Consider the following 24,156-nt stretch of genomic DNA (forward strand, 5'->3'; position numbering starts at 1 on the left):
TTAATGTTTAGTTTTGAGTTAAAAATTTAAAATGAAGGAAAGTATTGTTCAAGGCAAGAGTTTATAATTTCAAAACAGCTTTTAAGAAGTGGAACTTCAATAGGAGCAAATATAGAAGAGGCTTTAGCTGGTCAAAGTAAGAGAGACTTTATTTCTAAAATGTCTATTTCTTCAAAAGAAGCTAGAGAAACTAAATATTGGTTACGTTTATTAAAAGAAAGTGACTTAACAAATATTGATGTTACAGATATACTTTCGGACATTCACGAGCTAATTAGGCTATTAACAGCAATTGTAAAAACATCACAACAGAGTTTAACTAAAAATTAAAAACTCAACATTTAAAACTTATATAAAGTGAGCAACTTTTCCCACATAAACGAACAAAATCAACCTAAAATGGTAAATGTTTCTGATAAAAAAATCACGAAACGTACAGCCATTGCCAAAGCTACTATGTTTTTAGGTTCAGAAATTGTGAGTCATTTTTCTAATGATGAACTCATCACTAAAAAGGGACCTGTTTTTCAAACCGCTATCATTGCTGGAATTCAAGCAGTGAAAAAAACCTCTGATATTATTCCAATGTGTCATCCTTTGTTAATCAATGGAGTGGATATCGACATCAATATTGTAGACGATGAGTATGTAGAGGTTTTTTGTAAAGTGACCATTGAAGGAAAAACAGGAGTAGAAATGGAAGCGCTTACAGGAGCTTCTGCAACTTGTTTAACCATTTACGATATGTGTAAAGCAATCAGTCAAAAAATGGTGATTCAAGAAGTGAAATTGATAGAGAAAACTGGTGGTAAATCGGATATTAAAAATGGATAAAAAACATACTAAACATACAAATCTAGTTAAGAAGTATAATGATAATTTTGCGTCTAATGAAGTAGCTATCTTAGGAACCAAATGCGGAGTTATTGCTGATTTGGTTCATGAAGTTTCTGCAAAATTATCACAATACAATTTAGGATATTTTGATGCTTCACACGCCAAAGATGTTGAGCAAAATACCCTATCTGAATATACCTTTCATCATGAAGGTAATTTACAAATAAAGACTATTTCACCTGTAAACAAGTATGAACAACGCTTACAGTTTTACAATCACAATTTTGTCTTTATTAATGGAAATCATTACCAAGGGGCGAAACAAATTTTGATTTTAGATGACGAAAAAGAAGCTTCTGTAAAAAAAAGGTTAGACCAATTAACAAACATCCAGTTTATAATTAAGTTGAATGAAGACTCAAGGTATTTTGATTGTTTACTAGAACGTTTTCCAAACATCAAAAATATTACCTCATATACAATTAATGAAATTGATAAAATATCTAATCATATACATAATCTCATTAAAGAAAATATTGCTCCTGTAAAAGGATTGGTTTTAATAGGCGGGAAAAGTACTCGAATGGGACGTGACAAATCGGAGTTAGTGTACTATAAAAAGCCTCAAAAAGAACATGTAAAAGAGTTACTAGAAAACAACAATTTAGAAACTTTTTACTCTGTAAGAGATTTATCTACCTCACCAGAAACGACAAATGAAATTCCAGATACCTTTTTTAATCTAGGGCCTTTTGGAGGCATTTGTTCTGCTTTTCAAAAAGACCCAAACTCAGCATGGTTTGTTATGGCTACAGATGTTCCATTTGTAAATAATGAGCTTATTCAATTATTATTACAAAAGAGAAATCCTGCTAAAGTGGCTACTGCTGTTAAAGGAAAAAACAAAGAATTTCCTGAACCATTAATTACCATTTACGAACCAAAAGCTTACGGAAAACTACTTCAGTATTTAGCACAAGGGTATTCTTGTCCTCGCAAAATGTTGATTAATTCTGATGTTGAAATTATTGAGGTTGATGATAATCTGATAAGAAACATTAACACTCCTGAAGAGTTTAAAGACGTTATTCGTTTTATAAAAAAGTTATAAGTTTTTTTCTAAACTCTGTAAGCGTCATTTTTGTCTTTTTCCATCAAAAAAACATATTTATATTTTATAAAAATTAAAGTATTAAAAAACCACACTTTAAAAAGTGTGGTTTTTTTCATTTATAAATAAACTCTATTTTATCTTCTGCTTCTAACCTCTCTTGATTTTGAAACATTTTCTTTTGATCTGTTAAAATTTCTACTTCTATTTATTTTAGCATTGGATCTTGACGAATTCCCTCTACTTTTATAACTTCTTTGATCTCTATTTGTTGCATTTCTAGAACGATCCCTAAAATATCCTCTTGTACTTTTTGTTTGAGCATTTCTTTTAGGTCTATTATATTTTGATGTTCTAGTATTAGATTTCTCAGCTACCTCATTTCTGTTTCTTTCTCTCGTAATTGGAGTTCTTCTTGAAATAGAATTATTACTTCCTCTTTCTCTAAAAACTGTTCTAGTATTTCTTGCTACTGTACGAGATCTATTTCTACTATAATCCCTATTATTATTTGCTACTCTAAAATTCTCTTTAGTATTTTTACGATAGTTACGATCGTTTCTTTGATACATTGTTCTTCTATGATCTTTCGATCTAAAATTCACATTTCTCGCATTGGCAAGCCTACGTCCTCTGTTAAAATTTCTTACACTATTCTCTGGCCTATAATAACTACGGTTTCTATATGACCTTTTGTAATACCCATCATAATAATTGTTTCTATATACCGAATACGAATATCTATATGGAGAATAAAATCTTCTATATGGGCGATTCCAAACCACACACCTATCAACTACAGGGACTGCAAAATATCTGTGAAAAGGTCTATACACATAATATCTATTAAAACTGTTGATATATCCAGTACAATTTAAGAAGTTCCCATAACTATTATAGTGAACAAACAATCCACCAACTCGAGCTACTCTTCCCCAACGATTGTATCTAATAAACACATCACCTGCCTGTACTATTCTACCATAATGATCATAAAAAATTGGAATATCTTCAATTTGAACTACCGCACCATAATCATCATATTGTACAAATGGATCATAATTATAACCTGAATTAAAACTTATATTTACTCCAGGAGCATTAAAATTAACATTTACTCCTCTTCTTGAACCATTCAAATAGAAATCGAATTGCCCATCTGGATACACAGCAAATTCAACACCTGCCTCTGTAAAAATGAATGATTTTCCATAATTGGAATACCCTTCACCAGCATAAGTACCTGGTTCTGATGCATTAATCGTAAATGACGTTAGTAAAAGTCCTGTAAGTAGTAAAACAAAATTTTTCATACGATCTGATTTTAAATGTCTATCATTTTTTTGATACACAGTTAAATATTACCAAGTAACATGCCAAAAATTAAAACTATGTAGAAATTCTATTTTAAAATAGAATAAAAACTTGAGCATATTTTTAAGTACAAAACAGTTTTAAAAAAGAAAACCACAACAAACCAGAACCCTATTAATTGGATTTTTTATGAAATTTACCTAAATAACTCGTGAAGCATTAAATAAAAACTCTATACAAATCAATGTTTCTAATGGATTAAACAAAAATAAAGTTGAAATTTTTGGTCCTGATGCAAACCATGAAATAAAATAAGTGTAATAAAGTAAAACTTACTACAAATTGAATAATTTCAAAATAAAAAAGCCGAGTTAAAAACTCAGCTTTCTAAAATTTGTACCAAAGGTGGGACTCGAACCCACACGCCCTTGCGAGCATCGGATTTTGAATATAATGTTTTTCGTTTTTAGAACAAAGTTCAAGAGTCTTAAAAAAATCAATTATAAATATGTTTATCAGTCATTTATAAATTAAAAACATAAATGATGAAAAATTTTATTTTCTTTGACAAAGAAAAAGTACCTACAAAAGTACCTGTAATTTCAATTAAAAAAATGTTTTCTGAACCTAAGCTTTATATCCCAAAGATTAAAGGAACTAATAAACCTAATATAAATAAGCCATGGCATATATGGTATTATTATAGAAATCCATTCACTGGGGCTATGGATAAAATAATTGAAAAAAGAGGTCTGAATAGGGTTAAAACTATAACAGAAAGAAAAAGAATAGGTAATGCATTAAAGAAAGCTAGACTCCGTTTGCTTCAAGAAGGTTATAGCCCTTTTGAAGAAAAACAGGAAGAAATTTTGGACAAGAAAAGCTATACTATATCAGAAGCTTTAGAGTTAGCTTTAAACGAAAAAAATAAAGTTTGGGCTGAAAAAACAAGACATGGAAACTCTAGCATGTATAACATCTTTGTTAAGTGGATAACAGAAAAAAAGCTTGCCAATAAAGATATAGACCAACTTACTAAAAGACATATTATAATCTTTTTAAACCACATCTCAGACACTTCATCTAACACAACTAGAAATAACTTTAAAAGGCTTATTTCTTCTTTATTGTCTCAATTAGTGGCTGATGATATTTTAAGCTATAACTTTGTTAAAGATATTCCATCATTAAAAGCTAAGCCTGAAAAAAATCAACCTTTCACAATACTACAATTAGAAGCAATAAAAAACTATCTTGTAAAAAATGATAAATATCTTTATCAATACATGAAATTTGTCATTTATGCTCTAATGCGACCAGTTGAAATTTGTAGATTGAAAGTAAAAGATATTGATTTACAGAACAACACTATATTATTTGCAGAGACAAAAACAGAAAGGGCAAATATTCTGATAATTGAACCTTTAAAAGAGGTTTTTCAAAAAATGACTTTAGAAAACTATAATGCTGATGATTTTCTGTTTACCAAAAAAGAAATCCCAGGGAAATGGGAAGTAAAAAAAGAGTCTTCTAAAAATGAGTTTTTTAGTAGACGCTTCAAGAAGTTAAAAGATGATATAGGAAAAGAGATTAACCTAAATGACAACCATAGTATCTATTCAGCAAGACACACAGCAGCAAAAATACTCTTTACTTCTTTTAAGAAACAAGGATTAACTGACTTGCAGGCAAAACATAGGTTAATGACTATAACAAGGCATAAATCATTAAGTGGGTTAGAAAATTATTTGAGAGATATTGGAGCTTCTCTACCTGATGATTATACAGAAAATTATACTGTTATATTTTAGTTTTTTATTAATGACTAAAACTTATTATTCTCCTTAAAAGTTGAGATAATTCTTCAATTCCAAAAAAAGAAGGCAATATGACCCCATTTAATATAATAGCGGGTGTTCCATCTAGGTTGAGTTCATTTGACCACTCACTTTGTCTTGTTAATGATTCATCAACCTTTTTAGGAAGTTCTTTCTTTTTTGTAACAAGATTTAAGTTATTCTTTAAAAAAAAGAGTTTCTCTTTTTGAGTTAAAGCTTCCATAGATTTAAATAGTTCAAAGAACATTATTTTACTTTTAAAATTACTGTCAGTTACGCCCGAATACAAAACTCTGAACTTTATAGAGTTTTCAAACTCTAAAAACAATCTTGATAAATTTTTTAAAATAGCTTTACACCTTTTGCATTCAGGGTTCATAAACAATATAATTTCAAAGTCAGCAGCATTTTCTCCTATTACAATTTCATTTTCAAACATCTTATTTCCAACATCACTATTAACAAACCCAAATGAGATTATAGGAGAATTGAAAAATGAATCTAAACGATAAGAAAACTTTTTAGATTTCTCATTTAACAGTAAGTTATTTATTACCAAACTCGTAACTAAAATAGAAATAGCCAATGAAAACAAAACTTCTATATTAGGAATAACAAAACTCAACGCAAACCTTTCGTAAGAAAAAAGAATAAGAGAACTTAAAACTAACACAATTGAAAGACACATAATACAATAAGTTCTTAGCCTCAATTGTTGATATAATGAATAAAAAATACTTAAGCCTGACATGTATATAAGTGGTAAAACAAATTGTACAGAGTTATCTTGTCTATTTATTAATGTGTTTACTATAAGAAATAGAAAAAAAACTATACTTATCTCTGATAGTGAGAATCCTAATAGTTTACTATCTTTAGATGAGACAACTTTATCACAATCAAATTTTTTCCCAATTTTGCAAATATCAAACCCCTCTTGTGTAAAAAAAGAATGTTCTCTTAATAATAAATAAGATGAAAACGAAAACCCAAAAATAGAGATTATAAAGAAAAAGATATCATTTTCATTTATATAAAAAAAGCTTAAAATAATACAAGAAAAAAAACTAGTTATAATTAGCCCTTTTATGATATCATTTTTCTTTCTCTCTTCAATCTTTATTTCTTCATTTATTTCTCCTGAATCTTCATTTGCTTCAAGTATAATAGAAAAGCCACTCCAAATACTTAACAGTTCTTCTTTACTTATCGTTTTGTATTTTGATTCGTTAGAGAAGAAGCATACATAATTCTCGTTTTTTTTCTCCCATATAAAAAAATACTCTTTATCATTGGTTAATGATAACATAGGTTTAGGAGCTTTCTCAACCATTTCTAATGGAATTTCTACTAATAAATTCTTAATACCCCAAGTATTAAAAATATTAGAGAATTCATTTAAATTAGGCTCATAATAATAAGTTTCAAGTCGTTTTTTTATTTCTTCTTTTCTTACCGAAACAGAAAGTCTTCTTAATATTTCTGTTAAAAAAATAAATTTTTCTTTGTTCATGTAATTGTTTTTTGTAGTTTTGAGTAGCTATTGAATGAAAGAAAATGAATATTGCTATGAGTTTTCAAAATCAACTTTTTGGTAAAAATAATAGATTTTTAAATTTTATTTGGAAAATAGCTACACTAAAAATGTAAGTTTAATTTTAAATCCAATATAATATGGAAAATTTAAGTAAAGTCGAAAGCTTTGAAAGCTTTCAGGTTTCAAAACAGGTAATGAACCAAGTTGCTGGTGGACGTACCAAAAGTTTTGCAAGAGATTCGGGTTCTGGATCATGTCATAAAGTAATTGATAATAATTCAGGAGAAGTAATCAAATCAAAACCTAAAGACAGGTACGACAGAGCGGGTAAGTGTGATGAATTTGATAATCAATAATCATAACTTAAAAGAATTTTATTAACAATTAAAAATATACAATTATGAAAAAAATAGAAAAAATAGAATCTTTCATTTCTTTTAAAATATCTGAAACACAACAAAGTTCAATCCTTGGGTCAAGAAGTAAACGTTTCGAATCTGAAACCAGAAATGAACCAGGTGGATCAGGAAATACTTATTGTTTTAAAGTTATTGATGATAATGATGGCGGGAATGAGAGGAAAAAATTTAAAAAGCGCTACGAAGGTAAGTGTTAAATTAAGTTTATAACCTTTTAAAATTAACAAAGACCTTCTATAACTTATAAAAGGAAGGTCTTTTCTTTATAATTATATTGATATGAAAAAATACATTTTAATATTAGTTTGCTTTGCTTGTTTTTTTACAGTTAGGGTTTATTCCCAAAATTATTTAGAATATTATAAAAAAATTAATGATGCTGAAATTAATAATTTAAATGGGAATTATGCGAAATCAGATTCATTATATCATATTGCCTTTACTTTGGTTAAAAAACCTTTTAAAGAAGATTATTTTTTAGCTGCTAAGAACTCTGAAAAACTAGGTGATTGTCAAACAACCTATAATCATTTACAACTAAGTCTTAAAAACGGATTATCTTTTAAAAGAATAAAAACAAAAGATTTTAGAAACTTTAAGGAATCTACTTTTTGGAGAAAACTGAAAGCTGAAAAAAAACAATTAGAAGAAACATACTTATCTAACATAAATGTCTCTCTAAGAGATGAAATCCGTGAAATGATAAAACAAGATCAAAAGGCTAGACGTCCTATTTTCGGAAGTTGGAAGCAAACAAAAAAAACAGATTATTATAATTATAATAGACTCTTAAAAATAATAGAAGAAAACAATAATAAATGGCCTGGTTTTTCTATCATAGGAGAGAATACACCTAAAGGAAAATACGATGTTACAGACAATATTTCTCTAATGTTATTGCATTTTAAAAGAAAACAAATAAAAACATTAAAGCCTTATATATTAGATGCTGTTTTAAAAGGAGAAATGTATCCTTATCATTTTGCTAGAATTATTGATTATAAATACTTTGGAGATGCAATTAAAATAACTAAAGAGTCAAGTGGAAAGATAAAAATAAATACCTGTAACAAGTATGGAACATATTTAAACACCAAAATATGTGACTGTAAAAAAGCAGAAATAGAACGTGAAAAAATCGGTTTTGAACCTTTAAAGGATTATTATAGAAAAAGAAAATCAAAATTTAAATGTTTGAAGTAGTTTATGATTTTAATAGTGTCCGAACTGTTAGATAGAAGTACAAATACAGTTTTAGATTGGTGCTTTAATTCCTTAAATATTATAAGAGCCAACAAGAACGACTTAAAAATTGTTTCTATAGACTATCAAAAAGAAGAAATAATTTTTCAATTTAGAGAAGAGTTTATAAGCTCTAAAAATATAACTTCTTTTTGGTATCGAAGAGGTTATCTTGCCAACGACTATTCAATTAACAATAACAATAAAGATTTAGAATACTTAATTTATAGTCACCTAGATAGTGAGTGGAATGAAATTATCCGTTTTTTTACTCAAATCTTCGTTAATAATAAAGTAAAATCTTTAGGTTCATACCAAGTTAAAGACCAAAAGCTTGCACAGTTAAAACATGCCCAAAAGGTAGGCTTGAGAATCCCTAAAACCTTTATTACTTCTTCTAAAGAAGACCTACTTTTACGCAAGAAAAATTGTGATAACAATCTTATAACGAAAGGGATTAGTGCCTCACCATCATTTACTTTCGATAATATTTCATTAGAAGGATATACAGAGTTAGTATCTAGTGAATTTATCCAATCATTACCAGATACTTTTTTTCCAAGTTTGTTTCAAGAAAGTATAGAAAAATTATATGAACTAAGAATTTTTTATTTAAAAGAAAAATTTTATTCTATGGCTATTTTCTCACAAAATAACTTGCAAACAAAAATAGATGTTAGAAAGTATGATGATTCCAAACCGAATAGGACTGTTCCTTACCAATTACCTAAGAGCATAGAGGAAAAGTTAAATAAATTCATGGTTAATATGGGCTTAGATACCGGGTCTATTGATATGTTAGTAGATAGAAATAATGATTTCTATTTTTTAGAAGTCAACCCTAATGGTCAATTTGGTATGGTTTCTACACCTTGTAATTATTATATTGAAAGAGAAATAGCAAAAGAATTAATATGAAAATAAATGAACTTCCTTTTTATAAAGGTTTTTTGAAAAAAGAATTAGAAAGTCTTCCTGTAAACTATCAACTTTTAACTCATTTTACTTTTGAACAAAAAGTAATAACATCTGAAAATAGTGAAAGCTCACAAGGAATAGAAATTAGTTTGTATAATGGAAAAATTCTCACTTCAGAAAAACATTTTTCTCCAATTTCAAAAATAATTGATTTTGACTAAAAAGACAGCCTTATATAGTAATTGTATTTTAGTTAAAGGAGCTTCACGCTCTGTTATATGTGATTTGCAATTACAACAAATGCATTACATCCCTAATAGTTTATATGAATTATTAGAAAATCATTTAGGAAAGACAGTTGAAGATATTAAAAAGGCGTATAATAACAAATATGACGATATAATAGATAGTTATTTTCAATTTCTTGAAGAAAAAGACTGTGTGTTTTTTACTGAGCACCCTGAAAGGTTTCCTAAGTTGAACATGGATTGGGACTACCCACATGAAATCTCAAATGCTATAATCGATTATCATTCAAAATCAAGTTATGACATAATAAATGTATTAAATCAACTTGATGAGTTAAAGTGTAAATCTATCCAAATACGCTTTTTTTCAAAAATTGAGAAAGAAAAACTAACTTCAATTTTAAGCTACCTCAAAGAGAAAGAGTCTATTATTGCTTCTGTAGAGGTTTATTTAGAAGTTTCTGAATGGACTAATAAAGATAGGCTTATAGATATTATATCTAGCTATCCTAGGGTAAATCAGTGTGTTGTGCATTCTTCAACTTTTGAAGACATAATAGACTTAGGAAATAAATATTTAATATACACTAAACAAAAAGTAAACTCAGAATTACATTGTGGAATAATATCTCCAAAATACTTTTCTATTAACCTAAAAACCTTTACCGAGTCTAAAAACTATAACTCTTGCTTAAATAGGAAAGTTTCTGTAGATAAAGAAGGTTTAATTAAAAATTGCCCATCTATGACAAACGATTATGGTAGCATTAAAAATACCACTTTAAAAAAAGTTGTAGAGAGTGAAAAGTTTAGACAAATTTGGTCTATAAAGAAAGATCAAATCAGCATCTGTAAAGATTGTGAGTTTAGGTATGTCTGTACAGATTGTAGAGCATATATAGAAGACTCTAAAGATAACTTTTCAAAGCCTATAAAATGTGGTTATAACCCATACACTAATAAGTGGGAAAAATGGAGTGAAAACCAACTAAAAAAAGTGGCTATTGAAAATTATGGTCTAACTGAAATAATCTAAATAATCAATTGAGTAAGTTTCCTGTATATAAGCAAGCAGAAGAAAAAGACTGCGGTCCTACTTGTATTAGAATAATTTCGAAATTTTATAAAAAAAACATTCCAGTTCAACACATACGTAGATTAAGTGAAACAACGAGGGATGGTAGTACTCTTTTAGGAATTAGCAGTGCTTCAGAAAAAATAGGGTTTAAGTCATTAGGTGTAAAACTAACCTTGAAAAAACTACTTGAAGCTCCCTTACCTTGTATTTTACATTGGAATAAAGAACATTTTGTGGTCTTATATAAAATATCTAACAAAGGAACTTTATTTCATATATCAGACCCTTCTTATGGTTTAATAACATATTCTAAAGAGGAATTTTTGAAGTTTTGGATAGGTAATAATGCTAAAGAGACTACTAGAGAGGGAATAGCTTTATTATTAGAACCAACTCCAAAATTTTACGATGTTGATTTCAATAATAATAAAGAAAGGCTAGGTATTTCTTTTCTTGCAAAATATTTATTTCCTTATAAGAAATTTTTAGTGCAGTTAGCTATAGGTTTATTAGCTGGTAGTTTATTGCAATTAATTTTCCCTTTCTTAACCCAAAGTATTGTTGATGTAGGCATTAAAAACCAAGATATTCATTTTATTTATTTAATTCTATTCGCTCAATTAGCTCTATTTTTTGGTAGAACTGCTATTGAAGTTGTAAGGAGTTGGATATTATTACATTTAAGTTCTCGTATAAATATCTCGTTAATTTCAGACTTTTTTATTAAGCTAATGAATCTCCCTATTTCTTTTTTCGACACTAGAATGACAGGAGATATTTTACAACGTATTAGCGACCATGAGCGAATTGAAAGGATTTTAACAACATCTTCTTTAAACGTTTTATTTTCAACAGTAAACCTACTTGTATTTAGCTTTGTATTAGCTTATTACAATATCCAAATTTTTGCAATATTTCTAGTTGGTAGTTTCTTTTACTTTTTATGGATTACTCTTTTTTTAAAAAAAAGAAAAACTTTAGACTACAAACGTTTTTCTGAACTTAGTGAGGAACAAAGTAAAGTTATAGAACTTGTAAATGGAATGCAAGAAATAAAACTACACAATGCTGAAAAGAAAAAACGCTGGTCTTGGGAGTATTTACAAGCTAGACTATTTAAAGTCTCAGTTGAAGGTCTTGCGCTAGAACAATACCAAAATGTTGGTTCAGATTTCATTAATGAATTAAAAAACATTCTGATAACAATCTTATCAGCTAAATTGGTTATTGATGGAGAAATTACTTTAGGTATGATGCTAGCCATTAGCTACATTGTAGGACAATTAAACTCCCCTATTTCACAACTAATTGATTTTATGCGTGAAATTCAGGATGCCAAAATTTCTTTAGAACGTTTATCAGAAATCCATGAGAAAGAAGATGAAGAGCCACTTAATAAAGAACTCATCACAGACTTTAATACAAGCTTAAACTTAGACCTAAAAAAAGTTTCTTTTAGATACATTGGCACTCAAAAAAAAGTGCTCAAAAAAATAAACTTACATATTCCTACAAATAAAATCACTGCCATTGTAGGGGTTAGTGGAAGTGGTAAGACTACCCTAATGAAATTATTATTAAAGTTTTATAATCCTGACTCTGGAGAAATAAAACTAGGAAAACACGATTTTAAAAATATATCTCAGAAAAAATGGAGAGGTGAATGCGGAGTTGTTATGCAAGAAGGATATATTTTTAATGACACTATTGCTAATAACATTGCAATTGGTGATGATTACATTGATAAAAAGAAGTTAGCTCATGCCGTTGATGTCGCTAATATTCAGGAGTTTATTGAAGAGTTACCATTATCATATAATACAAAAATTGGAAATGAAGGTATTGGATTAAGTACGGGTCAAAAACAACGTTTATTTATTGCTAGAGCAGTCTATAAAAACCCTAACTTTTTATTTTTTGATGAAGCAACTTCTGCTTTGGATGCCAACAATGAAAAAGTCATCATGGAAAAACTCAATACATTTTTCAATAATAAAACAGTAGTTGTTATTGCACACAGACTAAGTACTGTGAAAAATGCACATCAAATTGTTGTCTTAGATAAAGGAAAAATTGCAGAAGTTGGAAATCATGATACTTTAATTCAGGAAAAAGGAAATTACTATCATTTGGTAAAAAACCAATTAGAATTAGGAAAATAAAATGCCAGAAAATAATCATTTAGATAATATAGAATTACGAAGTGAAGAAGTACAAGAAATACTTACTAAAGTACCTCATTGGATGATTCGTTGGGGAAACTCTTTATTTTTAGTCTTAATTTTAATGCTGTTACTTTTATCTTGGTTTATCAAGTATCCAGATATTATCACTTCAGAGGCTACTATAACTACAAAAATTCCTCCTCAAAAAGCATTTGCTAGAGTTACAGGGAAAATAGATACTATTTTAGTAAAAGACAATCAGCAAATCACAGAGGGTAGCCCTATTGCTCTTATCGAAAATACAGCTAATTATGAAGATGTGTTTTTTCTGAAGTCTATTTTAGATACTATTACCTTGAAAAAGGATAGCTTTTCTTATCCTCTTGAAAAAATGCCTCTTTTATTTCTTGGAGATATAGAAAATGCCTATGCTAATTTTGAGAATAGCTATATACAATACATTTTAAACAAGCAGTTGCAACCCTACTCAAATGAAGCAATTGCTAACAGCATTACTACATCTGAACTAAGAAGAAGACTACAAAACCTTAAATCTCAAAAAAAAATAAACAAAGCTGAATTAGGTTTTAAAAAGAAAGACTTAGATAGAAGTCAATCTTTATTTGAAAAAGGTGTAATTTCTGCAAAAGATTATGAAACTAAACAATTAGATTATTTACAAGCAGAGCGCAATTATCAAAACATGAGTTCTTCAATCTCTCAATTACGTGAAGCAATTGCCAACAGTAATAAAACCTCTAAAGGAACTGAAATCACTCGTATTCGTGAAGAAATGACCTTATTAAAAAATACTATTCAATCTTTTAATTTATTAAAGAAAGCTATTAAAGATTGGGAGTTACAATATGCTTTTATATCTAAAATAAATGGAACGGTATCTTTTTTGAATTATTGGAATGAAAATCAAACGGTAACACAAGGAGATTTGGTTTTTACTATTATTCCTTCTAAATATTCAGCCTATATAGCTAAATTAAAAACTCCTTCTCAGAACTCTGGAAAAATAACAATTGGACAACGAGTAAATGTAAAATTGCAAAACTACCCTGATTATGAGTTTGGCGTTTTAAAAGGAACAGTCAATAATATTTCTATGATTCCTGATAAAGAGGGTTTTTATACGGTAGATGTGCTACTTCCTAAAAAGTTAGTTACTTCTTATGATAAAACTATAGTATTTAAACACGAAATGCGTGGAACAGCAGAAATCATTACTGAAGATTTACGTCTAATAGAGCGTTTCTTCTATCAGTTCAGACAAGTTTTAAATAGAACTTGATGAATACATATTTACATTCGTTTCACTCGTAATTTTTTCACTTCTTCAATGGTTAAACCAGTAGCAAAAATAATCGTTTCATTATCAACTCCTTTTCTTTTTAACTGTTTAGCTATTTCAATATTTCTATTCTTTTCAATTATTTTTGACATTTCCTTTTTTATCTGTTCTTCTAAAACATATTTAGGAACATATCTTTTGCTTTTTTCTAATTCCTCTAAAAGACCTATGTTTTTAAAACTCATATAACTCTTATCAGAGATAATTAAATGGTCTATCACGTGGGTGTTTACTATAATACCTACTTGTATCAATCTATCGGTTAAATTCTTATCATTATCCGATGGCGTTAACTCTCCACTTGGGTGGTTATGACATAACACAATTTTTACAGCTCTTTTTTGTAGGGCAAGACTAAAGACCTCCATAGGTTCTACCAACGTTGCATTAACTGTCCCTAAACTTATCAGTTCTATAAAAAGAATACGGTTGTTGTTTTCCAACCCAATAATCCAAAAATGTTCTCTGTTTTGGTCTATCTTACTTTCACGGAGTAATACCTTTTGCATGATTCCGTAAATATCATCTGAATTTAGAATTTTTATTTTTTCCGCTTCTGTCAATTTTATATCCATAAAAACAAAAGTAAGGTTTTATTTTATTAACTCTTAGTACAAAAAAATCCCGCAAAACAACTGTAAATCATCTTGCGGAATATTTTTAAAACTCCACCTCTTTTGGCATTAGATTTTCTGTAACCACTTCTTCAGACACAATCGGGTCGAGTTTCCCTGAATAAATATTGTATTTCAACTCATCGAGTGGTTTATCTTGGTAACGGTTTTTATCCGTATAAATAAAGTTGGTTTTATAATGATTTGTTTTCTCGGTAAAGAAAATACAATCCCCATCAAAGCCACTTTTAGCACCACCACGCATTTTACCATCTGCGGTTTGTTGAAAGATGATAAAAAACAACTTTCCGTCGTACTTCTTTCGTAAGTCTTTGTCAATTTCAAACTTGCTATCCAGTTCCTTTAATTTAGCAAAACTATCAATCACAATCACATCGTTTTCTCTAATCAGCTTGTCTAATTGGTCTAGGTTTTCAATATCAGGATTGGACAAGTTTCGTTCTGCTACTTCGTTAAAATACATATCCGCTTTGTCCCAATACAACGCACTTTCAGGGTGTTCTTCCATAGAAGCATGACCTACCTTGTATTTTTGAGCTAGTACATTGATAAACTTAAAGGCAAAGTGTGTTTTACTTGAACCTCGTTTCCCTGCTAGGGTAATCACCAAACTTTCTTTGGTTTTTATCTCTAGCTTTCCTAAAAAGCTTGCCAATACAACATCTTCAATTTGGTAATACTCAAAGGTTCTATGTCGTAGTTGCTTTCGTTTGTAGGCTACCGAGTTTGTATTGAGATTCCCTGGTATATTGTTATTGGATTGAGGCTTTGACACTCTTTTGATGGATCTGTTTAAAGCAGGTGTTTTCGTTGGTTTTGAGCTTGCTTTTTGACTGGTTTTTACCAGTGCTTTGTAAAACTTGGGTTCTTTGTTAGTGTCTACTTGTAAGAGGTAATCCACTGCTTTTTGTGCCTCACTAGCTGCACGCATTAAAAGCTTTGTATCTTCTTGCATAAATTGTAACGCCAATTGCCAGTTTTTTAGGTAGTCCGCATGGTTTGCTTGTGTCTTCCATAAAATTCCTGCTTGTGCGGATAAAAACACCGCTCCAAATTCTGCTATGAGTTCTTCCTTGGCATACACCACATCACCAAAACGTTTTCCAAAAGGACGGTTCAATCGGCTTGGGTGTCCTGTACTGTGTATCATTTCGTGGAATAGCGTACTGTAGTAGTCAACACTTTGATAAAAGGCTTCGTACTTGGGCATTTTTACTTTGTCCTGAGTGGGGTTGTAACTCGCTCCTTTAAATCCGTGTACTATCTTCGCACTGTCTTTCGGAAAGTGTTGAATGATAAGTTCTGCTATCGGGTTCTTTTCTTCTGTATTATGAGGGGCACTTGGTGAAACAAAACCTAAACGTGCTTTTTCCAAAGCGGTTAGTTTATTCAATCCAAAATCAATGCCCTCAATATCTGCTCCGTTGAAAACCGTATAGTATTTTAAGATAGGAATAGTCTGTACGAGAAAATCAAAATGACTCGTATCATAGCCTTTCGATTGTAAAAAGTCTTGCATTTTTTGTTTGTTATAGGTGGCGTATTCGAGTCCTTTTTGAGCATCTGAAAATTTATACAGGCGGGTAAAGTAGATTACTTCTAACCCTTTAGCGCCTTTTTTGAGTTTCCCTTTTGCTTCTTGTATTTGTTTAAAGGTTAAGAAATAAGGGTTTTTATACGCTCCAAAAGGATTGCCTTTTTTTAGCAGTATGATATTGATACCTCTATAGGCTTTTTTAGAGGCAAAGCTCACAGGTGATAGATACCCGCCTTTTTCTAAAAAGGTATCATCCCATCCCAACTTTGGTGTTCCTTTAGCGCTCTTGATAGCACTGATAAGTTTATCCGTAATCATCTGATAGATTTGGTCGGGGCTTACAGGGGCATTCAGTCCTGTGGTATTGGTGTCTTCTTCCTGAATGAAGTCTAAACCTGCTAAAAATTCTAAGGGGATATTTTCAGCAGGTTGTTGGGGTTTAGTGGCAGGCGCTACAGCACTTTTTTTTTTTGAGGTAGCTTTTACAATCTTACCTCCCTTTGCATATTTATAGCCTTTTTTCAAACGTCCACTAGCGGTCAATCCCTCTTTTCTTTTTGGGGCTGCCAATCCTTTTCGAGTAGGTTTGGGTACTTTGGCGCTTGCTTTGACTACACGTCCTTTGATAAAACGCCATCCTTTGCGCAAACGTCCGCAACTGGTTAAGGCTTCTTTGTATGCTCCTGTATGCCTTGGTGCATTCAGTCCTGTGGCATATCGTTTGACTGAGATGTTAAACGTCGTGTATTTAGGGTGGTCGTTTAAGATTTTTGAGACCCTATAAATAACCTCCGTATTGTTTTCTTTTTTTGCCTGTGTTACTAATCTTTCTAAAGTACTTCGGCTGACTTCCTTGCCGTCTAAGGCTTGAAATTTTTGTATGGTATTCATCTTATTTTTTCTTTTTCTTTTTAGCTTTTGTATATATCACATAGCTGATAAGGGCTATACTAGTAATACTTACCAGCAACGTTGTTGCCTTTTTTTTTTGAGGTCAACACCAAACTTATGAGCTAGTGCAAACACTCTTCCTGTCCAGCTCGTTGCAAAGTATTGGTAGTCTTTTAAGCGTTTGTAATAGGCGAGACGTTCTTTTCCTATACGCTCAAAAAGCTGTTTGGCATCTACCGAGTTAATGGCTTTAACAGTATTAGATCCTATGACATAATCTACCTGTAGGTTTTTGCCAAAGTATCGGTTTAAAGAGCGTTGCACGATACCTGCGGTTACTCTTGGATTGGCGTTTATCGCATGGTCGACTATCATTTCTGCCACTGCCTGACTACGGATGCTATCGGCTTGCATTTTGTCCCAAAACTCATTTTTAAAAAGGATGTGAGCTTCTACTTTGGTAAGGCTTTTCATATCGTTGATGCTCGGAGGTCTGCCTAGTATCTTTTCATAGAATTTAGCGGAAATTCCGTGATTGGTTCCAACTCGTTCTTTTTTTGAGTTGTAGTTTCCTTTGTCGTTTTTTAGGTTTTGATACCCGCCCTCTGCTTGTTCTAAAGAGGGTTTGAATAGTTCATAGCTTGCCATTTTCTTTTTTCTTTTTTAAAATTGTACGGTTCGTGTGTTTCCTAAACTGGCTACGTCCAGTTCAAAACGCAACGCCTTTATAAAGTCCTGTTGCTTTTTTTGAAGCTCCTCAAAAACCAACTGTCCTACAGTGAGTACAGGCAGGGTAATGTGCGTGGGTGGTAACTGGTACATACCGCCACTAGGAATGCTAATTTTGTGGGTATTCAGCTTGGTAAAGGCTAATTGCTTCCCTGTCTTCTTTTCATACACTCGTAGCTCTTTTGCACTTATAAATCCTGTATTGATATTCAAATGTTCTTTCGTTGGATTTCGTAGCTGTATGTCTAGTTCTAAGGCGATGTATTGCCATGAGAGCTGCACATTTCTAATTCCTGAAACACGAAACTGTAATTGTTCTATTATACGGGTCAGTTGGGCTTTCTTTTGGCTGATAAAAGCGGTTAGGGTTATTAAGCCTATGCCTGCTCCAACGACCCATAGCTTTCTTGTGTTCATTCGTGGTTTTAAGTTGTTTTGACGATTCCATAGACCATGCCTGCAAGGACTAAGAGCAGTACCCAAACCCACAAGGGCAATCGGTGTGTTGTTGCTTGCTCTTTTACCTCTTGTTTGTGCTTTTTGTACTGGCTCGTTGATGTACTATCCCGCTGTTTGGTTACAACCTCCTTGGTAGCGCCTATGGTACTGCGTATCTCAAATCCTTGGGCTTGGGTATCGTAGCGAATGCTATAACTGTTTGTACCGCTTTGTTTGCTACTGGCAAAGTGTTGTAATTTTTGATTAACTAGGCTGTCTAGTAGGGTATCTCCAGTGGCAACCTTTATAAATATTTTGTCTTGAATAGCGCTATTGATAGTGATGCTCTGTACACTGTCTTTTTGTACATAAACACTATCCACTTGGGTTTCTAAAGTGTGGGTCTTACTGTGTTTGGTTGTCCCACACGCTGTAATCAGTAGTAATAAAACAATACTGAGTATTTTAAATGTCTTTTCCATATTTTGTAATGTATTTGTCGAGTTCTTGTTGTTGCTTGGCTACAATGCTGTGTAGCTTTGTATTCATGTGTTCCAATTGTTCGATATACTGATGTAGTGAACCGATACGAGCCATAAAATCACTTTTAATGCTTTCTATCATTTCTGCATTGATGTCAAAGGCTCGTTTGTAATTCTCTAGCTTTTGTAAATCGGCTTTGTAACGTCTTTCTAGGGCTAGGTTCTTGGCTTCTTGGTGGCGTATCTTCCGCATTTTAAAGCCTGCGAAAAAGGAAAAAACTAGCCCTAAAATACCTGTGATTTTTTCCCAGTGCATGAGTATAAACTCCATTAGGTCGTCGTTTTATTCTTTTTCTTATCCTTGGCAATGGCATACATAAACAGTAAGCCTAACAGTCCCATACTGGCATAGATATAATTGTTATCTCCTTTCTTATTAGCGGTTATCACTACTTCTGATAGTAGTTCCGAGCTTTCCTGCAACGTGATGGTGGCAGGTAGTTTTGAGGCTGCTATTTGTAGGGTATCATAGCCCACAAAGGAAATGTGTATCACATCGGTAGGACTGGCATACAATTGAAATGCTCCGTTTGCATCGGGTGTTGTTCCTTTTTTGGTTTGGGTATTGTACACATTGACAAGCCCTGCTTCAAAGGGTTTTCCTGTGCTTCCGTTGATAATGATTCCGCTGATTAATTGTTGTGCTGTTGTATTCATCGTACATCCGCAATTTTTTTTCGTGTCAAATTCTTCTTGGGCTTGTTGGGTGTCGGGACATGCCAACCCGTAAATTGGTAAACTTGCTTCCATTGTTCTTTTTCATTTTTTTTGTTTAAAAGGGCATGTCTGCGCTTTGTACTAGTTGTTTGATTTGGTGGTATAATTGCCTGTCCCACGTCTCTGAAATCTCTGCTTTAAGCCAGTAGATTAAATCGTAATCGTCCGCAAGCTTTTTATCGAGCCATACCGTTGGGGTTTTGCCTCCCATCCGTTTTCTTCTACCAAAGGTTTTATACACGAGCCTAAAGTCATCGCCTGTTTGTAGTTTGTCAAAGACTTGTTGTACTTTGGCTTCATCGGTGGCAGGAAGTCCAAAAGCGGTGTCGTTAAAAGCATCTAGTAAGGACTTGGCTAAAATCTTCGCTTGTTCTTTGTCTATACTTAGCTTTCCTGTATTGATATGTAGGTCTGCTTCGATATGGTCGTTTGCTACGTCTTGAAAGACTTCGGTTACCGCATCGGCTGATTGTTTGAGCCTTTTGTATAGGAAATACGCTACGACACTTCCGCCTGCTACTAGCAGTAGCGGTTTGTTGGCTAGTAAAAAGGCACTGGCTTCGTTGGCTTTGCTAACGGCTTTTTTAGCGTTGTTTCGGGTGGCAACTTTTGATACACTTGTTTTCTTTTTCATCGCTTTTTTTTTCTCCTGTATCTTGTTGTTGCTTTCTACCTTAAAAAGCTCTTGACTGCGCCGTATTTTATCGGGCATGCAAAGTAGCTTTGTGCTTCTTTATGACTGGATAGTTCTGCTAGTCGTATCAATACTTTTTCTGGTAATTTTTCTAATTGGGCAATGGCTTCTTTTTTAGTTTGTATCTTCATGGTGCTCTTGTTGTTGTTCGATAATCTGTGCTACTTGTGTGATTAAATCTTCTTGCCAGTTGTCAAGCAAATAGTTAAAAAACATCACTTGTTCGTCGGTGGCAGTGGGAAGCTTTTGTACAAAGGCTTTTTGTATGGGCGAAACATTCGGACTTGCTAACTGGCTCGGGTGTCCTACGGCATTACCTCCTGAAGCTTCTAAGATTTTAGGAAGCATCCCCCCCAAAGTTTCCATGGTCTTTTCAAAGGCAGGCGTTTCTAAAAAGCTTTTTTTCTTCAGCAGTTCTCGCTCGACTCTGAGTTCTTCTCGTTCTTTTGCCGTCTCCAACTTAATGGTGAGTGAGCTGTTGGTTTCTTCTAATACTCGGTTTCGAGAACGCAGGTCTTTGACGGTTTCTTTTAGCTCTTGTACTTGTTCTTTATAGTCTGCCGAACGTTCTGCTTGTACCATCTTTGCCATCAGCTCTGGCGCTCCTAAAAAGGCAGTAGTGGGGTCGGTAGCATTCATATCTTGGGTTAATTTTTCTGTGAGTGTTTGTAGCGTGTGATAGGTGGTTTTTCCATCCTTGGTATAGGTTTTTTGTAAGGTAAAGACCACCGCTCCGCTAAATCCTTTTTCGGGTAAGGCTTGTAAAAATTGGGCTATCGAACCGTATTTGCTTTCTATGTCCTCTAAGGTAAAGGCGTACTTCTGTGCCGAAGCTGACTTGACAAGTTTTACGCCGTTACTCGATACCTTGATGACATGATTGCTTCCTCCTTGCAGGTGGTTTTCTACGATGTTCGATAATTGATTATTCACAATATAAATACCTTACTATGGCTTTTTTAAAGGGTGTTGTTTGTACGGCTGTGAGTGCTGGGTATTCTGAAAATTCAAAGCGTATCAAGCCGTCTACAATTGGATGATTGGTGTTTATTACAAAGGGGGCTTGGGCAGTGATTCGCTGTCCTGAACCGTCTTTGATAAGCAAAGGGACACTTAGCTCGTGTGGGTGTATTTCAAGCTTTACAACGCCTTTGCAATCGTTCTTCTCGGAAAAGTTTATCTCAAAATCATCGGTAAACTGTTCGCTGTGGTATATGGTCTTCATTCTTAGCACGGGTTAGGGGCTTCTATCTCAAAAATGAACTCGCCACAAATAGGTCTGTTTCCTAGGGTTTCCCAACTGATAGTTACACGTTCGTTTTTGCTTTCAAAGTCAAGTTCTTTAAAGCCCTCGTTATAGCCTCCGCTTTTGTGTTCATAGTCTTTGATGTCCGTGGTCTCAGTCAGCAAATGTCCTCTGCTGTCTTTGAGGGTAATGTCTGTTTGAGAAATTCCGAAAGGAACTAATCTCGACATCGTTTCTCCTGTGCGCATACCTGTGTCCATAGGGGGCATATAGGAGATAAAATACACTCCGATTACTTTTCCTGTGGGAATGGTGTCGCTGACCTCATTTTGTAAGAGTTCTTCAGGGGGAAGATTGGTCTTTAAAAGGTCTTTGTTGATTTTTATGCGTTTGTATATCTTTTTCATCTTCGGTACTTGTGGTAACACTTTGCGCCTGTCTTAGCGCAAAGTGTGGTTATAAAAATGAGCTTAGCGTTTTTGATAGGTCGCAAATCCTGATAAGCGTGCAGAAGCGAACAGGGCTTTTCCGTCTTCTAACGTGATTTTTGCACCTTCTGGGTATTGGATTTCAATTTCGGTAATGGTGTCGTCTTCCAACAGGGCAAATGAGCCTAATTTGAAATAGTGGTTACCGCTTTCGGTAGCGCCTAAAATGTCACAAATCGGTAATTCAATTAGGATTTCGTTTTTTTGCTTGACTACAACCATCGATTGCATTAAGGTATTTGGAACTTTAGCAATGCTATAGGCAATGTCTTGCTCTGGCTTGCTGGCATCGTCAATGGCACATTTAAACGTAATGCCATTGGCTACAAAGACACGTCCTTTGACTAGGGAGTTTCCGTCAAAATTGGTCACGCCTCTTTTGGCTACTGACGAACCTGTTAACAGGGACACTGTACCGCCTACATCTACTTTTTTGTTGGCGTATAAAAAGCTTGGCATGGGCTTCATCGCACTGATGTTCCACTTTTCGTTTTCTTTGCGTTTGGAGTTCTTGTATTTTAAATACTCGGTTACTCGTAAATAAGGTTCTTCGTTTCTTAAAAAATTCATCTTTTTCTTTTCTCTTTTTTGTTCTTTAACTATTAAAATCTTCTACGGTTTCGTAGGAAATGTCTTCGGAAATTCCATCGTAGTTGGGACTGGTGTAACTTGATAAAAAGTCGGTGCTATCTAGTGCAAAGGGTTCGTTCCAATTGTCATAAGGAGATCCTAAAGCGGAATGTAATAGCGGGTTGTTTTGCAACTTTTCATCCAACAGTTCTTTGACGAGTTCGCCTGTTTGGGTGACGGCTGTTCCCATCGCCATGTCTTGTGCAATGGCTTTGCCTGTGGTTTTCCTGTCCAAATAGGCTGCGCCTAGGACACCTGCCAAGGCTAACATGCCTTTTTTTAGCTTGGTGTTTTGCATCGGTAGCTTTTTAGCGGTTACACGTGAAAGCATTGCGCCTGCACTCATACTTAGCAAACTGACTACCGAGTTTTCTATTGATTCTTTTCTCATCGTTTATTTTTTTTGTGTCATTACGTACATGCCTCCTAACAATACGAGTATGCCTGCTCCAACTCCTATATACAACAGCGTGTTGTCTTTTTTAGGGGCTTGTTGCGTTTGTAATTGTAGCTGCATCATTTTTACCAAGTTGTCTACCGAGGTTTGCTGTGCTTGTGCTTGTTGTTCTAACTTGGCAATTAGCATCGGGGCAATGTCCTTGGTTTCTCCATTGGCTTGTTGTACATAGACTGGTTTTCCGTTTCGGGCTTGTTCTATTTGCGACCATGTTCCGCCAACGGTATTGATTATTCCCATTAGATTTGCTCCGTCCCAAAATCCATGAAGTCCGCTTGCTTGTGGTTTAGAAAGTGCCTGACTCTCTAAAGCTTCTTCTTGTTCGGCAAGCAATAGGTGTGTTTGTAACAAATTCATCATTCTTAGTTTTATACACTTACGGACTTCACCGTTTTGTGGGTTGGACTTTTTTTATTGAGATAGACGACTGCGCCTAACAGTACAATACCTCCTAGTATCAATGGTGCGTTTTCTTTGGCGATTCCTGCAATGCGTTTCTTGTTGGCGTTGCTGACCTCTGCGGGTGTCGCATTAACGGCTTGGGCTTTTTCATGGTCTCTTTCTGCTTTGTACTTTGCAATTTTTTGCTTGACTTGGACAATGCTTTGTTTAATGGCATTGAGCTTTTGTTGGTTTGCTTTAATCACTGCATTGGCTTCTTTGATACCTTGGGTCTGTTGACGTTCCAAGGTTTGAAAAGCGCCTTTGATGTGTCCTAGGGACTTTTCTGCATTGCGCAAACTTTCTTCGGCTTTTTTTCTTTTGGAGACTGCCCCGTTACACCAAGCGCCTAAGCCTAACGCATCAGCGATGCCTTCTTCTTGGGCTAATTGTTGCTGTTCGGCTTTTATGGCTTGTTCTAAGCGCCGTACTTCTTTTTTAAGGCTTTCCCATTCGGCGGCTTGTCGTCCGTTTTGGAGTGCCTTGTACTTGTTGTCCCATTCGGATTTTTGCGCCCATACGCCTTTGGCTTGGTTGTTCAATCGACTGGCAATTCCATTGGAGGGACAAAAGCCGTCGAACCAACCATACAGCCCATACGGAACATGCGTGCCTATGGTGTCAAATTCTTCATTCATAACTTT

The 24,156-nt window shown here is 33.3% G+C and carries 28 protein-coding genes and 1 pseudogene; 12 read left to right on the forward strand and 17 right to left on the reverse strand.

What is annotated here, in order from left to right:
* Positions 1-57: 57 nt before the first annotated feature.
* The 3 genes and pseudogenes from D6T69_RS02130 to D6T69_RS02140 form a co-directional block, all read left to right on the forward strand.
* Positions 58-330, forward strand: a pseudogene (locus D6T69_RS02130) (four helix bundle protein); the annotation flags it as partial.
* 27 nt (positions 331-357) lie between these two features.
* Positions 358-834, forward strand: a complete 477-nt coding sequence (gene moaC, locus D6T69_RS02135; protein WP_125066232.1) for a cyclic pyranopterin monophosphate synthase MoaC — start codon at positions 358-360, stop codon at positions 832-834.
* Positions 827-1,948 (forward strand): NTP transferase domain-containing protein, encoded by a 1,122-nt coding sequence (locus D6T69_RS02140; protein WP_125066233.1) that lies wholly within the window; start codon positions 827-829, stop codon positions 1,946-1,948. Before moaC ends, D6T69_RS02140 begins: the two co-directional genes overlap by 8 nt.
* A 137-nt stretch (positions 1,949-2,085) precedes the next feature.
* On the opposite strand, the gene D6T69_RS02145 is transcribed toward D6T69_RS02140, so the two are convergent.
* Positions 2,086-3,261 carry a hypothetical protein gene (locus D6T69_RS02145; RefSeq protein WP_125066234.1) on the reverse strand — a complete coding sequence of 392 codons (1,176 nt, stop codon included), beginning with the start codon at positions 3,259-3,261 and terminating at the stop codon, positions 2,086-2,088.
* 546 nt (positions 3,262-3,807) lie between these two features.
* Here D6T69_RS02145 and D6T69_RS02150 point away from each other — a divergent pair.
* Positions 3,808-5,073 carry a tyrosine-type recombinase/integrase gene (locus tag D6T69_RS02150; protein ID WP_164506670.1) on the forward strand — a complete coding sequence of 422 codons (1,266 nt, stop codon included), beginning with the start codon at positions 3,808-3,810 and terminating at the stop codon, positions 5,071-5,073.
* Positions 5,074-5,080: 7 nt separating this feature from the next.
* On the opposite strand, the gene D6T69_RS02155 is transcribed toward D6T69_RS02150, so the two are convergent.
* A complete protein-coding gene (locus D6T69_RS02155) occupies positions 5,081-6,613 on the reverse strand; it encodes a vitamin K epoxide reductase family protein (protein ID WP_125066236.1) in 1,533 nt (510 codons plus the stop codon).
* Between the two features lie 161 nt (positions 6,614-6,774).
* Here D6T69_RS02155 and D6T69_RS02160 point away from each other — a divergent pair, with 161 nt between their 5' ends.
* The 8 genes from D6T69_RS02160 to D6T69_RS02195 all read left to right on the forward strand — a co-directional run bounded on the left by D6T69_RS02160 (position 6,775) and on the right by D6T69_RS02195 (position 14,007).
* Positions 6,775-6,993, forward strand: coding sequence for a hypothetical protein (locus tag D6T69_RS02160; RefSeq protein ID WP_125066237.1), 219 nt, complete (start codon positions 6,775-6,777; stop codon positions 6,991-6,993).
* 44 nt (positions 6,994-7,037) lie between these two features.
* Complete coding sequence (locus D6T69_RS02165) at positions 7,038-7,253, forward strand: hypothetical protein (RefSeq protein ID WP_125066238.1); 216 nt, start codon at positions 7,038-7,040, stop codon at positions 7,251-7,253.
* Positions 7,254-7,335: 82 nt separating this feature from the next.
* Positions 7,336-8,259: a hypothetical protein gene (locus D6T69_RS02170; protein WP_125066239.1), complete on the forward strand. Its 924-nt coding sequence runs from the start codon at positions 7,336-7,338 to the stop codon at positions 8,257-8,259.
* A 3-nt stretch (positions 8,260-8,262) separates the two neighbouring features.
* Positions 8,263-9,216, forward strand: a complete 954-nt coding sequence (gene gwsG, locus D6T69_RS02175) for a grasp-with-spasm system ATP-grasp peptide maturase (RefSeq protein WP_125066240.1) — start codon at positions 8,263-8,265, stop codon at positions 9,214-9,216.
* Positions 9,213-9,437 carry a hypothetical protein gene (locus D6T69_RS02180; RefSeq protein WP_125066241.1) on the forward strand — a complete coding sequence of 75 codons (225 nt, stop codon included), beginning with the start codon at positions 9,213-9,215 and terminating at the stop codon, positions 9,435-9,437. Before gwsG ends, D6T69_RS02180 begins: the two co-directional genes overlap by 4 nt.
* Positions 9,430-10,500 carry a grasp-with-spasm system SPASM domain peptide maturase gene (gene gwsS, locus D6T69_RS02185; protein ID WP_164506671.1) on the forward strand — a complete coding sequence of 357 codons (1,071 nt, stop codon included), beginning with the start codon at positions 9,430-9,432 and terminating at the stop codon, positions 10,498-10,500. Before D6T69_RS02180 ends, gwsS begins: the two co-directional genes overlap by 8 nt.
* Positions 10,501-10,508: 8 nt before the next feature.
* Positions 10,509-12,704 carry a peptidase domain-containing ABC transporter gene (locus D6T69_RS02190; RefSeq protein ID WP_125066243.1) on the forward strand — a complete coding sequence of 732 codons (2,196 nt, stop codon included), beginning with the start codon at positions 10,509-10,511 and terminating at the stop codon, positions 12,702-12,704.
* A 1-nt stretch (position 12,705) separates the two neighbouring features.
* Positions 12,706-14,007, forward strand: a complete 1,302-nt coding sequence (locus tag D6T69_RS02195) for an HlyD family secretion protein (RefSeq protein WP_125066244.1) — start codon at positions 12,706-12,708, stop codon at positions 14,005-14,007.
* An 11-nt stretch (positions 14,008-14,018) separates the two neighbouring features.
* Here D6T69_RS02195 and D6T69_RS02200 read toward each other — a convergent pair whose 3' ends face one another.
* The 15 genes from D6T69_RS02200 to D6T69_RS02270 form a co-directional block, all read right to left on the reverse strand.
* Entirely contained in the window at positions 14,019-14,642 is a 624-nt protein-coding gene (locus D6T69_RS02200; RefSeq protein WP_125066245.1) for a JAB domain-containing protein, read from the reverse strand.
* 85 nt (positions 14,643-14,727) lie between these two features.
* Entirely contained in the window at positions 14,728-17,130 is a 2,403-nt protein-coding gene (locus D6T69_RS02205) for an ArdC family protein (protein WP_125066246.1), read from the reverse strand.
* Between the two features lie 69 nt (positions 17,131-17,199).
* On the reverse strand, positions 17,200-17,778 hold the full coding sequence (locus D6T69_RS02210) for a glycoside hydrolase family 108 protein (RefSeq protein ID WP_125066247.1): 579 nt from the start codon (positions 17,776-17,778) through the stop codon (positions 17,200-17,202).
* Positions 17,779-17,793: 15 nt separating this feature from the next.
* A complete protein-coding gene (locus D6T69_RS02215; RefSeq protein ID WP_125066248.1) occupies positions 17,794-18,276 on the reverse strand; it encodes a hypothetical protein in 483 nt (160 codons plus the stop codon).
* A gap of 8 nt (positions 18,277-18,284) precedes the next feature.
* Entirely contained in the window at positions 18,285-18,779 is a 495-nt protein-coding gene (locus D6T69_RS02220) for a hypothetical protein (RefSeq protein WP_125066249.1), read from the reverse strand.
* Positions 18,763-19,110, reverse strand: a complete 348-nt coding sequence (locus D6T69_RS02225) for a hypothetical protein (RefSeq protein WP_125066250.1) — start codon at positions 19,108-19,110, stop codon at positions 18,763-18,765. Before D6T69_RS02225 ends, D6T69_RS02220 begins: the two co-directional genes overlap by 17 nt.
* On the reverse strand, positions 19,110-19,589 hold the full coding sequence (locus D6T69_RS02230) for a carboxypeptidase-like regulatory domain-containing protein (RefSeq protein WP_125066251.1): 480 nt from the start codon (positions 19,587-19,589) through the stop codon (positions 19,110-19,112). Before D6T69_RS02230 ends, D6T69_RS02225 begins: the two co-directional genes overlap by 1 nt.
* Positions 19,590-19,611: 22 nt before the next feature.
* Complete coding sequence (locus D6T69_RS02235) at positions 19,612-20,268, reverse strand: hypothetical protein (protein WP_125066252.1); 657 nt, start codon at positions 20,266-20,268, stop codon at positions 19,612-19,614.
* A 96-nt stretch (positions 20,269-20,364) separates the two neighbouring features.
* Positions 20,365-21,183: a hypothetical protein gene (locus D6T69_RS02240; protein ID WP_125066253.1), complete on the reverse strand. Its 819-nt coding sequence runs from the start codon at positions 21,181-21,183 to the stop codon at positions 20,365-20,367.
* Positions 21,176-21,475, reverse strand: a complete 300-nt coding sequence (locus D6T69_RS02245; RefSeq protein WP_125066254.1) for a hypothetical protein — start codon at positions 21,473-21,475, stop codon at positions 21,176-21,178. Before D6T69_RS02245 ends, D6T69_RS02240 begins: the two co-directional genes overlap by 8 nt.
* A gap of 2 nt (positions 21,476-21,477) precedes the next feature.
* The gene (locus D6T69_RS02250) at positions 21,478-21,903 is read right to left on the reverse strand and encodes a hypothetical protein (protein WP_125066255.1); all 426 of its coding nucleotides are present in this window, start codon (positions 21,901-21,903) and stop codon (positions 21,478-21,480) included.
* Positions 21,904-21,966: 63 nt separating this feature from the next.
* A complete protein-coding gene (locus D6T69_RS02255) occupies positions 21,967-22,554 on the reverse strand; it encodes a hypothetical protein (RefSeq protein ID WP_125066256.1) in 588 nt (195 codons plus the stop codon).
* Positions 22,555-22,579: 25 nt separating this feature from the next.
* Positions 22,580-23,005, reverse strand: coding sequence for a hypothetical protein (locus tag D6T69_RS02260; RefSeq protein ID WP_125066257.1), 426 nt, complete (start codon positions 23,003-23,005; stop codon positions 22,580-22,582).
* Between the two features lie 3 nt (positions 23,006-23,008).
* Positions 23,009-23,431, reverse strand: a complete 423-nt coding sequence (locus D6T69_RS02265; protein WP_125066258.1) for a hypothetical protein — start codon at positions 23,429-23,431, stop codon at positions 23,009-23,011.
* Positions 23,432-23,439: 8 nt separating this feature from the next.
* On the reverse strand, positions 23,440-24,150 hold the full coding sequence (locus tag D6T69_RS02270; RefSeq protein ID WP_125066259.1) for a coiled-coil domain-containing protein: 711 nt from the start codon (positions 24,148-24,150) through the stop codon (positions 23,440-23,442).
* Between the last annotated feature and the right edge of the window lie 6 nt (positions 24,151-24,156).

Origin of the sequence: Tenacibaculum singaporense, assembly GCF_003867015.1 — a bacterium.
Lineage (GTDB): Bacteria > Bacteroidota > Bacteroidia > Flavobacteriales > Flavobacteriaceae > Polaribacter > Polaribacter singaporensis.